This window comes from Citrobacter sp. Cb031, from assembly GCF_030336725.1.
Taxonomy (GTDB): Bacteria; Pseudomonadota; Gammaproteobacteria; order Enterobacterales; family Enterobacteriaceae; genus Citrobacter; species Citrobacter braakii.
Window position 1 is genome coordinate 113,842 of record NZ_JAOWDA010000021.1, and the last position, 12,041, is coordinate 125,882.

General features: G+C 52.3%; 11 protein-coding genes. 4 read left to right on the forward strand and 7 right to left on the reverse strand.

What is annotated here, in order from left to right:
* Positions 1–6: 6 nt before the first annotated feature.
* From OGV93_RS05010 to OGV93_RS05020, 3 genes are read left to right on the forward strand one after another with little or no spacing between them, the layout of a single operon-like run.
* A complete protein-coding gene (locus tag OGV93_RS05010) occupies positions 7–804 on the forward strand; it encodes a transketolase (protein ID WP_287109419.1) in 798 nt (265 codons plus the stop codon).
* Positions 804–1,715 carry a transketolase family protein gene (locus OGV93_RS05015; RefSeq protein WP_103929067.1) on the forward strand — a complete coding sequence of 304 codons (912 nt, stop codon included), beginning with the start codon at positions 804–806 and terminating at the stop codon, positions 1,713–1,715. The genes OGV93_RS05010 and OGV93_RS05015 overlap by 1 nt, the downstream gene beginning before the upstream one ends.
* Before the next feature lie 53 nt (positions 1,716–1,768).
* Positions 1,769–2,245, forward strand: a complete 477-nt coding sequence (locus OGV93_RS05020) for a PTS sugar transporter subunit IIA (protein WP_047359387.1) — start codon at positions 1,769–1,771, stop codon at positions 2,243–2,245.
* A 45-nt stretch (positions 2,246–2,290) separates the two neighbouring features.
* Here OGV93_RS05020 and OGV93_RS05025 read toward each other — a convergent pair whose 3' ends face one another.
* The gene (locus tag OGV93_RS05025; protein WP_019076392.1) at positions 2,291–3,439 is read right to left on the reverse strand and encodes an MFS transporter; all 1,149 of its coding nucleotides are present in this window, start codon (positions 3,437–3,439) and stop codon (positions 2,291–2,293) included.
* Between the two features lie 385 nt (positions 3,440–3,824).
* Here OGV93_RS05025 and ycaC point away from each other — a divergent pair, with 385 nt between their 5' ends.
* Positions 3,825–4,451 (forward strand): isochorismate family cysteine hydrolase YcaC, encoded by a 627-nt coding sequence (ycaC, locus tag OGV93_RS05030; RefSeq protein ID WP_016152433.1) that lies wholly within the window; start codon positions 3,825–3,827, stop codon positions 4,449–4,451.
* 29 nt (positions 4,452–4,480) lie between these two features.
* Here the strand turns inward: ycaC and OGV93_RS05035 are convergent, their stop codons facing one another.
* From OGV93_RS05035 to lolA, 6 genes are all read right to left on the reverse strand, one after another.
* Positions 4,481–5,344, reverse strand: a complete 864-nt coding sequence (locus OGV93_RS05035; RefSeq protein ID WP_016152432.1) for a dimethyl sulfoxide reductase anchor subunit family protein — start codon at positions 5,342–5,344, stop codon at positions 4,481–4,483.
* A gap of 1 nt (position 5,345) precedes the next feature.
* A complete protein-coding gene (locus OGV93_RS05040) occupies positions 5,346–5,963 on the reverse strand; it encodes a DMSO/selenate family reductase complex B subunit (protein WP_046274693.1) in 618 nt (205 codons plus the stop codon).
* A gap of 10 nt (positions 5,964–5,973) precedes the next feature.
* On the reverse strand, positions 5,974–8,418 hold the full coding sequence (gene dmsA / locus OGV93_RS05045; protein WP_287109420.1) for a dimethylsulfoxide reductase subunit A: 2,445 nt from the start codon (positions 8,416–8,418) through the stop codon (positions 5,974–5,976).
* 229 nt (positions 8,419–8,647) lie between these two features.
* Complete coding sequence (gene serS / locus OGV93_RS05050) at positions 8,648–9,940, reverse strand: serine--tRNA ligase (protein WP_003831902.1); 1,293 nt, start codon at positions 9,938–9,940, stop codon at positions 8,648–8,650.
* 92 nt (positions 9,941–10,032) lie between these two features.
* Entirely contained in the window at positions 10,033–11,376 is a 1,344-nt protein-coding gene (gene rarA, locus OGV93_RS05055) for a replication-associated recombination protein RarA (protein ID WP_016152429.1), read from the reverse strand.
* A 10-nt stretch (positions 11,377–11,386) separates the two neighbouring features.
* Positions 11,387–11,998, reverse strand: coding sequence for an outer membrane lipoprotein periplasmic chaperone LolA (gene lolA, locus OGV93_RS05060; RefSeq protein WP_003831898.1), 612 nt, complete (start codon positions 11,996–11,998; stop codon positions 11,387–11,389).
* Positions 11,999–12,041: the final 43 nt, after the last annotated feature.

Here is a 12,041-nt window from a genome sequence, read left to right on the forward strand (position 1 = left end):
ATGAACATGAATATTGACGAATTAAAATCCGATGCGCTGGCTGCTCGCCGGGATATTGTCACCATGATTTATGAATCAGGCATTGGCCATCCTGGCGGTGCATTGTCCATCGTCGACATTCTGACCTGGATTTACGATCAAGAGGTGGACTTCTCCTGCGCCCCTCGCGCTCGCGTGGTCATGAGCAAAGGTCATGCGGTTGCTGCTCAGTACGCCATGCTGCATCAAAAAGGCAAAATTGAGCGCAGCGAATTTAAAACTTTTCGACAAATTAACTCACGTTTACAGGGGCACCCTAGCATCAAATCTCTGCCCGAAGTCGATGCAACAACCGGCCTGCTGGGCCAGGGATTATCCATTGCCTTTGGTATGGCGGCGGCCAAAAAACAGCGGGGGGAATCACAGCGCGTTTTCGCCATCATTGGCGATGGCGAAATGCACGAAGGGCAAATCTGGGAAACGCTACAACAGGCAGGCCATATGAAGATGGATAACCTGGTGGCGATTATCGACTACAACGGTTTTTCCTCCCACGACCCCGTTAATCAGGTGGTGAATCTGGAACCTCTGGCCGACAAAGTGCGTCTTTTCGGCTGGCACGTACTCGAACTCCATAACGGTAACGATATGCATCAGGTTGCCGACACGCTGATGCTTTCACGCCATCTGAAAGGAAAACCTGTCGCCATTATTGCGCATACCACCAAAGGCAGTGGCGTTAGCTATATGGAAAATAACGGTGACTGGCATTCAAAAACCCCAACCACCGAACAATATCAGCAGGCTATGGAGGAGTTGCAGTGATGAAAGCCCCACGTGATGAAATTGGTAACGCACTCATTGCCCTGAAAAAAAAGGGCTATCCCATTGTCGCCATTGATAGTGATTTAGCCAGCTCCACCCGCACTGACCAGTTCCAGGCCGTCTATCCAGACGCTTTCTTTGAAATGGGTATTGCGGAAGGATCGGCAATGAGCTTTGCCACTGGCCAGGCGTTGGAAGGAAATATTCCGTTCTACGTTAACTTTGCGATGTTTGTGACAGGCACCGCCTGGACTCAGCTGCGCCAGGCGTGCTACGCCAAAGCTAACATTAAATTAGTTGGTAGCCACCCAGGAATGGATGATGGACCTGACGGCGCATCGCATCATGCGCTGGAAGATCTGGCCCTGACGCGCGTACTGCCGGGGCTCACAATTCTAACACCTGCCGACGCTGAAGAAGTTGAGGCCGCATTTGAACAGGCAGTAAACATTCCCGGTCCGGTCTATATTCGCGTAGCCCGAGAACCGATGCCCGTGCGCGATAAATCTGCCGTTCCGCGAGTGACCGATATCGCCGCCGTGGAGGACTCAGGCAATGACTTCGCCATTTTCTATGAAGGGACCGTTCTGGAGCAGGCAAGCGCAGGTTATGTGCAACTGTGCGCCCAGGGAAAACGTGGCAAGCTGATTCACGTCGCCATGCTAAAACCGTTTAACCGCCAGCGCTTTCTGCAACTGATTGCCAACTGCCCGCAGATCGCAACGATTGAAAATCACACGATCACCGGTGGGCTTGGCGGACAGGTTGCTGAAGTATTGGCGGAGGAAGGATTAACCACGAGATTAATCCGACTGGGGACACAAGATACGTTTACGGAATCAGGCAATAGCCGCCAGTTGAAAGAGAAATACGGTATTTCGGCGACCGCACTCTTTGAAGCCCTCAGATAGTTCGGGTTGGCAGACCGCAATGCGGTCTGCTGCTCTGAAATAAGGAGAACACAATGACATCTGCGCTATTTTCTGCCTGTCAGTTTCGTAAACAATGCTACTCCTGGCAGGAGGCCGTGACGCTGGCTTGCCAGCCTCTGGAAGAACTGGGCGCGATTACGTCCGCCTACGCACAGGCAATCATCCGTGAAACAGAACAACTGGGTCCGTGGTACATCTTAAGCCCTGAGTTTGCCCTACCGCACGCTCGTCCGGAAGAAGGAGTGATAAGCAGTGAGACACATTTGTCGCTCTTGTGTCTGAAAGAGGCGGTGCCTTTTCCAGGGCATCCAGATGTGCGGTTAATTATTGTCCTGGCGGCTGCCAGCAGCACCCGACATATTGAAATGATTCAAAAACTGGTTTGCTGGCTGGATGAAGGGGAGCATTTACAACAGCTGACGAGTATGACCAGTCAGGCGCAGCTTCACTGCACGCTGAAAGCATGCGAATACCTCGCAACTTCCGGCATACCCGCAATGGGAAAATGAGTCACGGTATGCAAACATTTTGCCTTGCATACCGTCTGGCGCGCTTTATACGTGAGCCACCGGAGTCGGCGTATGTCTGGCGCTACGCAACAACATCAGCAGATAAATAAACGATACGCTGGCAATCATAATGAATAACAGATTATCGGAATAATTCTGCATCAGCATGGCGGTGAATGAAGGACCCAGCAGGCTGCCAACGGTATAGCTTAATAACAATGCCTGATTCATGGCGACCAGCTGATGATGTTCAACCTTTTCACAGGCCCAGGCCATCGCCACCGGATAGAGGGTAAAACCTGCCGCACCCAACATAAACAACGCAGGCGCCATCGCCGCCTGATTCAGCATGGCAATACTTCCGACGATAACCACGAAGACTTGGACGCGTAAAACCAGCAGGCGTCCCAGCTTGTCTGCCAGGCGGCCAATCGGCCATTGCCCCAGAATACCGGCGCTAACCAGAACCGCCATCCAGAAACCAATGCTGGCGTTGCTCACCCCTTGATGGTTGAGATACAGCGGCATCAGGCCATACAAAGACCCCAGCACAATCCCGGAAATAATACAGCCGTTAACGCCCAGACGCGCCTGACGCAGCCTCAGCATGGAGGTAATAGGAGTAGACTGCTGTTCATCACCCTGCTGATTGGCAATGCGCGTAAAGAGCAATGGCAAAACGCCAGCCAGGATCGTACCCGTCACCCACGGCAGGACGTTCATCAATTCTGTTGATACTTTACTGACCAGTAGCTGGCCTAAAAACGTCCCCACGTAATAGATCATCATATAGGCGGCAAGCAAGCGTCCGCGATTACGCGAATTCCCGCTGCACATCAGCGCACTTTCCACTACCACCCAAATCATGGCGCAGCCAACACCGGCGATAAAACGCCAGGTCATCCAGCTCCAGAACCCCACCATAACCCCCAGGCCGATACAGCCCGCGGCAAAAATAAGCGAGGCAATGTAATAGCTGCGATTAAAACCAAGGTGTTTTATTAAATACCCGGTCAGCAACGTCCCTACCAGATTGCCGGTAAAGTAGGAAGAACTCACCACACCTACCTGCCAGGTTGGCAGATTTTCATGGGCGAGCCAAAGCGGGACGAGCGTGTTTAACACGGCGATCGCCAGGGTCAGCAGAAGCAGCCCGCACAGCAACAGCATGACGGGACGGGTATAGATGGACATGAATAAAAACCGTGAGGAAGTTCAAATTTCATGCGCATCATGCCACTGCCAAAAACATTGTCAATCGGCGCAATCAAAGGGCTGAGGCGCTTTCCGGACGATCGATTTGCATTACTGATTCTTAATGTGAATAGATAAAAAACACAAAAACACATCTGCTTGTTTTTATTGATCTAAAACAAAAATCTCGCGTTGCGTTCAGTCGAAAAATTTCATGGACTCCCCTTACTTTTATTTCTTACTAAACTCTATGCGGGATGCAGATCTGCATTGTCTTCAAAATAGAACAGTGAGTTCTTATTTAGGTATCTAATCCATATATCGTTCTTTCTGTAGACTTAAACTCATCAAATTTCCCCCACTGATGCTGAACAGGAGAAATATCATGACTAAACCTTACGTAAGACTTGATAAAGATAATGCGGCAGTACTGCTGGTCGACCATCAGGCTGGCCTGCTCTCTCTGGTTCGGGATATCGATCCCGATAAATTTAAAAACAACGTGCTTGCCCTCGGCGACTTAGCAAAATACTTCAAACTCCCAACCATTCTGACAACCAGTTTTGAGACAGGACCAAACGGGCCACTGGTACCGGAACTGAAAGCTCAATTTCCCGATGCGCCTTATATTGCTCGCCCCGGAAACATTAACGCGTGGGATAACGAAGATTTCGTGAAAGCAGTGAAAGCGACCGGTAAAAAACAGCTGATTATTGCCGGTGTCGTGACGGAAGTTTGCGTTGCTTTCCCTGCGCTCTCGGCTATTGAAGAAGGTTTTGATGTCTTTGTCGTAACCGATGCGTCGGGTACATTTAATGAAATTACTCGCCATTCAGCATGGGATCGGATGTCCCAGGCCGGTGCTCAACTGATGACGTGGTTTGGTGTCGCATGTGAGTTGCATCGCGACTGGCGCAACGATATCGAAGGTCTGGCGACGCTGTTCTCTAATCACATTCCTGATTATCGCAATCTGATGACCAGCTACGACACGTTAACTAAACAGAAGTAAAAAACCGGGGCTATGCCCCGGTTTGTCATTTAGCTGGCAACCGCCATACCGACGGTCATATGCAGCCCGTAGAACACGCCACGACCAATCAACTCGCCGACTAACAGCAGAATAAACGCGACGGAAAGCAGCGGAACTGCAGGCTGGTAGCCTTTCACTTGCGGTACAATCCAACAGCACAGCGCTAATGCCAGAGCGACAATCCGCCACGCCATCAGCGAGCCGTAATCCGGAACCAGTGCAGACGCCTGTTGAATGGAACTGTGGATCGTCGCCAGTTCAGCCCCCTGCATTACAGACATGATGGCGCTCACGACCAGAGCAAGCACTGAAATAGCCGGCAACAGTCGCATCGCCCAACCGTCCACGCCAGCAATTCTCAGCAACAGATATCCCAGCAGCGGACCGCCCATAAACATCGTTAGGAAGAAGCCCAGCGGCGTCCAGATGCTGTACCAGGTCGGCACAGTATCGATGGTGTTATACACGCGCACCATCATCCAGACAAAAACCACGCCCAGTACCATGGTGACAACTAACCACAGATTGCGTAATACGGGCGACATTTTTTTCAACGTTGCCAGCAGCCAGCCGATGCCGCCAACGGCAAAGAAGATTGAGCCGCTGGCAATTTCATTACTCAACGCAGAAGACCCTACACGATTGAGTGAGTTAAAGGCGCGCATCGGTGAGCCCAGGTGGAGCATGGAAGCAATAAAGCCAATGCCCATTAATACCCACAGCCCGAACATGCAGGCAATCACGCGCTGCTGCGATTCAGGGCGTAAGTCCCCTTTCATCAACGCCAGCGCAAGAACGATAAAGCCACCAACTACACACTGTCCGAAGACAGTGAAGATCATCAGCGGCCATTCATGCCATCCACTTCCCATCTTACACCTCCTTCGGATTGGCCAGATAACCTGTAGTATCCCCGGTCGGGCGGCTATTGGCGTTAGGTTTGATGACAATACTTGGTTTGGTAAAGTGCGCGCCCGGCAGTGGCGCTACCGCAGCCAAAGTACCGTGTTTTTTGCGCAGCTCTTCAATCGGACCAAAATCCAGCGCACGCAGTGGGCAGGACTCCACGCAGATAGGTTTTTTGCCTTCAGCGACGCGCTCATGGCAGCCATCACATTTAGTCATATGACCTTTTTCAACATTGTACTGTGGCGCGCCGTAAGGACAGGCCATGTGGCAATACCGGCAGCCAATGCAAACATCTTCGTCGACAACGACAAAACCATCTTCACGTTTGTGCATCGCGCCGCTCGGACAAACCTTGGTACAGGCCGGATCTTCACAGTGGTTACACGCAATGGAGAGGTAATAAGCAAAGACGTTCTGATGCCAGACGCCGTTGTCCTCCTGCCAGTCGCCGCCTGCGTATTCATAAATGCGGCGGAAGCTGACTTCCGGGGTTAAATTTTTGAAATCTTTGCAGGCCAGTTCGCAGGTTTTGCAACCGGTGCAACGGCTGGAATCAATAAAAAATCCATACTGGGTTGTCATCGGTTACTCCTTACGCCTTTTCAACCTGAACAAGGTTCGTGTGTGACGGATTCCCCTTTGCGAGTGGAGACGGACGCTGGGTCGTCAGGACGTTAATACAACCGCCCTGATCCACGCGTTTTGCATCCGGGTCATACCAGGCCCCTTCGCCCAATGCCACCACGCCGGGCATCATACGTGGCGTCACTTTCGCCTCAATATGCACTTCACCACGATCGTTAAAGATACGTACCTTGTCGCCGTTGTTAATACCGCGTCGCTGCGCATCCATCGGGTTGATCCACATTTCCTGGCGGCAGGATGCTTTCAGGACATCGACGTTGCCATAGGTCGAGTGAACGCGAGACTTATAGTGGAAGCCGGTCAGCTGCAAAGGGAATTTCTCCACCAGCGGATCGTTTAAGCTTTCAAAGCCTGGGGTATAAATCGGTAGCGGATCAATTACATCACCTTCCGGCAGTTCCCAGGTTGCCGCGATCTCGGCAAGCTGCTGCGAATAAATTTCGATCTTACCTGACGGCGTGGTCAGCGGATTGGCTTTAGGATCCTCACGGAATGCCTTGTACGCCACATGATGTCCTTGCGGATCGCGCTGTTTAAAGATCCCTTGCTGACGGAATTCTTCAAACGTAGGCAGTTCAGGAATCGCTTTGCGCGACTGCTCATACAGATGGCGCATCCACTCTTCCTGAGTACGACCTTCTGTAAACTGCTGCTCAACGCCAAGGCGCTTCGCCAGCTCGCTAGTCATCTGGTAGATAGTCTTGCATTCGAAGCGTGGTTTGATCGCCTGATCGGTGAAAATCACATAGGACATGTTCCCGCATGAGGCATCCAGCGCAAAATCCATCTGTTCGGAGGCAGTGCAGTCCGGCAGCAAAATGTCTGCGTATTTCGCCGAGGAAGTCATATGACAGTCGATGACGACGATCATCTCGCACTTCTTCTCGTCCTGGAGGATTTCATGCGTGCGGTTAATATCAGAGTGTTGGTTAATCAGACAGTTACCGGCATAGTTCCAGATCATCTTAATAGGAACATCGAGCTTGTCTTTGCCGCGTACGCCGTCACGCAGGGCCGTCATCTCCGGGCCTCGCTCAATCGCGTCCGTCCACATGAACATCGAGATGCTGGTTTCAACAGGGTTTTCCAGCGTTGGCATACGCTCAAACGGCAAACTGTATGAGCCCTCACGCGCCCCGCTGTTGCCGCCGTTGATCCCAACGTTACCGGTCAGGATAGCGAGCATAGAAATGGCGCGGGTCGCTATTTCACCGTTAGCATGACGCTGCGGCCCCCACCCCTGGCTGATGTATGCCGGTTTAGCGCTACCTATTTCACGCGCCAGTTTGACGATACGTTCAGCGGGAATACCGGTAATCTGCGCCGCCCACTCCGGGGTCTTGGCAATGCCATCCTTACCCTGCCCAAGAATATACGCCTTATAGTGACCGTTCTTCGGCGCGTCGGCCGGTAAGGTTTTCTCGTCGTAACCCACGCAGTATTTGTCGAGGAACGGTTGGTCAACCATGTTTTCGGTGATCAGGACATACGCCAGACCATTGACCAGCGCCGCATCAGTACCAGGACGGATCGGGATCCATTCATCTTCACGCCCCGCACCGGTATCCGTATAACGGGGATCGATAATGATCATGCGGGCATTGGATTTCTGTCGGGCCTGTTCAAGGTAATAAGTTACCCCACCCCCGCTCATACGGGTTTCACCAGGGTTATTACCGAACAGAACCACCAGCTTGCTGTTTTCAATGTCGGACGGGCTGTTACCGTCAGCCCAGCCGCCGTAGGTATAGTTCAACCCGGCAGCGATTTGCGCTGAAGAGTAGTCACCGTAGTGATTAAGATAGCCGCCGCAGCAGTTCATCAACCGTGCCACCAGCGTTTTACCCGGCGGCCACGAGCGCGTCATAGTGCCACCCAGCGTACCGGTACCGTAGTTCAGGTAGATAGACTCATTGCCGTAGTCTTTGATAAGACGCTGCATATTGCTGGCAATGATGTCGTAGGCTTCATCCCAACTGATGCGCTCAAATTTTCCTTCGCCACGCTTACCAACGCGTTTCATCGGGTATTTCAGACGATCGGGATTATAGACTCGGCGACGCATGGATCGACCACGCAGACAGGCGCGTACCTGGTGCAGAGCGTCATAGTTGTCATCGCCGGTGTTGTCGGTTTCGACATACTTTATTTCACCGTCGACCACATGCATACGCAGTGGGCAGCGGCTGCCGCAGTTCACCGTACACGCGCTCCAGATCACTTTCTCATTAATCGGTGTCGGATTAAGGGCTTCTGCAGCATTTGCAATACGGGTAAATGGCAGGGTAAACGCGCTACTGGCCACCGCCAGTCCGCCTATCGCCGTCGTTTTCACCAAACCGCGGCGAGTAACCTCAGTTGCCAGCACGGCATCGGGGATCTTAGTTTTCATAGTGGCTCACTCTGCTGCTCACAATAAACAAATATTCGATGTATAGTTTTATATATAACGTTAATATCGATATACAGGCTGGTAAAAACTGAATTTGCTAAAAGACAGAGAAAAATACTGACTTTCATTCGAAGTCAGTATTACCCCTATGGGAGTAGTCGTTATTGTCCGACGTCAAACGGGCATAAAAAAAGCGCCCTGAGGCGCTTTTTTAGCAGAGAAAGGTAACTTAACCGATGAATTCCAGGCCATTCATGTACGGACGTAATACTTCCGGAACCTGAATGCGGCCATCAGCCTGCTGATAGTTTTCCATTACCGCAACCAGCGTACGCCCAACCGCCAGACCGGAACCGTTCAGAGTATGCACTAAACGGGTCTTTTTGTCGGATTTGCTGCGGCAACGCGCCTGCATACGACGAGCCTGGAAATCCCACACGTTGGAGCAAGAGGAGATTTCGCGATAGGTATTCTGCGCCGGGATCCACACTTCCAGATCGTAAGTTTTGCATGCGCCGAAGCCCATGTCGCCAGTGCACAGGATGATTTTGCGATACGGCAGACCCAGCAGTTGCAGGACCTTCTCGGCATGGCCGGTCATCTCTTCCAGCGCGTCCATCGAATCTTCCGGGCGAACAATCTGCACCATCTCAACTTTATCGAACTGGTGCATACGGATCAGACCACGCGTGTCACGACCGTAAGAACCTGCTTCAGAACGGAAGCACGGCGTATGCGCAGTCATTTTGATCGGCAGCGCATCTTCATCGATGATTTCGTCGCGCACCAGGTTGGTCAGCGGAACTTCTGCCGTTGGGATCAGCGCATAGTTGCTGCTATCAGCTTCTTCATCCAGCGGACGGGTATGGAACAGATCGCCAGCGAATTTCGGCAGTTGGCCTGTACCGTACAGCGTGTCGTGGTTAACCAGATACGGGACGTAGTTTTCGCTATAGCCATGCTGTTCAGTATGCAGATCCAGCATGAACTGAGACAGCGCACGGTGCATACGCGCAATCTGCCCTTTCATGACCACGAAACGAGAGCCGGTCAGCTTAACCGCAGCGGCGAAATCAAGACCCGTGTGCATTTCACCCAGGGTAACGTGATCGCGCACTTCGAAATCAAACTCACGCGGAGTACCCCAGCGGCTGACTTCGACGTTGTCATTTTCATCTTTACCCACCGGAACATCGTCCGCTGGCAGGTTAGGAATAGTCAGCGCAATGTCGCGGATCTCGGCCTGTAAGGTATCAAGTTCAGCTTTCGCGGCATCCAGCTCTTCGCCCAGTTTGTTCACTTCCAGACGTAAAGACTCGATATCTTCCCCGCGCGCTTTTGCCTGGCCGATGGATTTCGATCGCGAGTTACGCTCTGCCTGCAGGTTTTCAGTTTGTACCTGCAGAACTTTACGACGCTCTTCAAGAGCGCGCAGCTTATCTACATCCAGCTTAAAGCCCCGGCTTGCCAGTTTTTCTGCGACTGCGTCTGGCTCATTACGCAGCAGATTGGGATCGAGCATGCTTATCCTGTGCTTATCGAATTAAAATAGGAGAAAGTGACCACAGCCTGCGGTCACAGGGATACAGAGACAACATTACCGCAACGATAACACTAACGGTAGCGTTTTATAGGGCTATTTTGATCCTGTCCGGCGAGCCAGGCGAGCTTTTCGCCAATCTTGCCTTCAAGACCTCTGTTTGTGGGGCGATAATAGCGCGTTTGTGCCATTTCCTGCGGGAAGTACTCTTCTCCGGCGGCATAGGCATTAGGCTCATCATGGGCATAACGATACTCCTGACCGTAGCCCATCTCTTTCATCAGCTTAGTCGGCGCATTGCGCAGGTGAACCGGCACGTCGTAATCCGGACGTTCGCGGGCATCAGACAGCGCGGCTTTGAAGGCGGTGTAAACCGCATTACTCTTCGGCGCACAGGCCAGATAAACAATCGCCTGAGCAATCGCGCGTTCGCCTTCCGCGGGTCCCACGCGGGTAAAACAGTCCCATGCGGAAATCGCCACCTGCATGGCGCGGGGATCGGCATTGCCGACATCTTCTGAGGCAATCGCCAGACAGCGACGGGCAACGTACAGCGGATCGCCACCAGCGGTAATAATTCGCGCATACCAATAAAGCGCCGCATCTGGGGCGCTTCCACGTACCGACTTGTGTAATGCGGAGATGAGATCGTAAAAACGATCGCCTTTATTATCGAAACGCGCACTACGTTCACCGGCAATTTCGGTGAGCAATTCTGGTTTCAATACGCGCTTGCCGGAATCATCAACTTCGGCCATATCGGCCATCATTTCCAGCGTATTCAGCGCCCGCCGCGCGTCACCATTAACCAGTTCGGCAATAGCCCGACGCGTTTCTGGCGGCAGAACAATATCCTGGCCGCCATAACCACGCGCTTTGTCTGACATCGCCTGGTCCAGCACCTGTTCAATGTCGTCGGAAGTTAACGATTTCAGTAGATAAACGCGTGCACGCGACAACAGCGCCGAGTTGAGCTCAAACGAGGGGTTTTCAGTGGTGGCGCCAATAAACGTAATGGTACCGTCTTCAATATGCGGTAAAAACGCATCCTGTTGGCTTTTATTAAAACGGTGAACTTCGTCCACGAACAGGATCGTGCGTCGACCCGCGTTACGGTTCTGACGCGCACGCTCAATCGCTTCACGAATTTCTTTAACGCCAGACGTAACTGCCGAAATTCGTTCGACATCGGCGTTGGCGTAACGGGCAATAACTTCGGCAAGCGTCGTTTTCCCGGTCCCCGGCGGTCCCCATAAAATCATGGAGTGCAGATGCCCGGCCTCGATAGCGCGCGGCAAGGGTTTGCCAGCAGCCAGCAGGTGCTGCTGGCCGATATACTGCGCTAAATTTTCTGGCCGCATACGCGCGGCCAGCGGCTGAAAAGTATTATCAGAAAAGTCGAGCGACAGATTGCTCACTCACACGCCTCTACTTACGTTGATCGTCAACCGTTACACCTTGCGGCGGGGTAAAGGTGAATTTAGAGGGTTCAATCGCACCATTCTGCTGAGATTTCAGCTGATAGCTGCTGCGCTGATCGTCTTGTTCAACGGCGCTGAACTGGTGGATCGTCCCGTCACGCCCAACATTGATAGTAAACTGCTTAAGGTTACCGCTGCTGGTTTTTGGCGTCAGCACGAAATCATCGCCATTTTGCTTAATATTGTACTGCTGCCAGTCGCTGGCCTGGTTACGCGCAATCAGCATGAACGGCGTGTTGCCCGTGGCGTCTTTCAGCCATGTCGCAGTCGCCTGCTCAACAAACGGGTTAAAGAACCACAGCGTTTTACCATCAGAAACCAGGATGCTCTCGTCAGGCTGCGTCATATGCCAGTTAAACAGATTAGGACGTTTAACCCATAAGTCACCCTGACCTTCCTGCACCGCCGCACCGCTACCGTCCGTGACCTTCTGAGTAAAGCTGGCATGGAAGCTACTGACTTTATCCAGGCGGCTTTTCAGGTCGCTGGCAGCATCTGCCCAGACGCTGCTCACCACAAAGCTCGACAATAATGCACAGGTGATTGCGATTCTTTTCATCGTTATTCCTCAAAATACGTCACTCCCAACGGGGAGATCCCTC